The 1057-nt window shown below is 55.7% G+C and carries 1 protein-coding gene; it reads left to right on the top strand.

The window, feature by feature from the left end; translation table 11 throughout:
* Nucleotides 1-52: 52 nt before the first annotated feature.
* A partial coding sequence (locus BZL43_RS12515) for an IS256 family transposase (protein WP_095632593.1) occupies nucleotides 53-1057 on the top strand: 1005 nt, incomplete at its 3' end.

Below are 1057 nucleotides of genomic sequence, written 5' to 3'. Positions count from 1 at the left end.
GGGGGTGTCAGAAATTTTGTGTTCGGGCATAACATGAGTAAGAGGTGCATGTATGCCAACCAAGAAGAAACCCGCGTTGCGAGATCTACCGAAAATCCCGAAAGAGCTGCTCGAGCAATTCACCGATGGGCCAATGACCGCTGAAGCCATTGAGGACGCCTCTGCGGCGTTCAAGAAGGCTTTGATCGAGAGAGCGCTAAATGCTGAGCTCGGCCATCACCTGGGCTATCCGCCGGGCGCGCAGCGCCCAGAGGATGGAACCAACCAGCGCAATGGCAACAGCGGCAAGACGGTTCTAACCGGCGATGGCCCGCTCCGACTGGATATTCCTCGCGACCGGGACGGCAGTTTTTCTCCCATCCTGATTCCCAAACACGAGCGCCGTTACACCGGGTTCGACGACAAGATCATCGCCATGTATGCCCGTGGAATGACTGTCAGAGAGATCCGTGCGTTTCTTTCCGAGCAGTACGGTACGGACGTTTCTCCCGACTTCATCAGCTCTGTAACCGACGAGGTCATGGCAGAGATCGGTGCATGGCAACAGCGGCCTTTGGAGCCGATGTATCCGGTTATTTTCTTCGATGCTCTGCGGGTCAAAATCCGCGAAGAGGGGCTGGTTCGCAACAAGGCGATCTATTTGGCCCTGGGTGTTTTGCCTGACGGAACACGCGATATTCTCGGCATTTGGATCGAAACTACCGAGGGCGCCAAATTCTGGATGAAGGTCTTCAACGACCTCAAGACACGCGGCGTCGAAGACGTGTTGATTGCTGTGACCGATGGCCTTAAAGGCATGCCAGAAGCTCTCAGCGCCGTATTTCCAGACACGACACTGCAAACATGCATTGTTCATCTTATCCGCAACAGCCTTGATTACGCGGCTTGGGATAAGCGTCGCGAACTGGCCAAGGCACTCAAACCGATCTATCAGGCAATCACCGCCGAAGCGGCCGAGCAGGCGCTGGATGCGTTTGAAAGCGGGCCATGGGGCAAGCAGTATCCAACGGTAGTGGCTGCTTGGCGCCGCGCTTGGGATCGTGTGATTCCATTTTTC

It is taken from the genome of Pseudomonas sp. PICF141, from assembly GCF_002286815.1.
Classification (GTDB): Bacteria; Pseudomonadota; Gammaproteobacteria; order Pseudomonadales; family Pseudomonadaceae; genus Aquipseudomonas.
The sequence above is the reverse complement of the archived record's forward strand: the minus strand, read 5'-3'. Positions and strand labels throughout refer to the sequence as shown.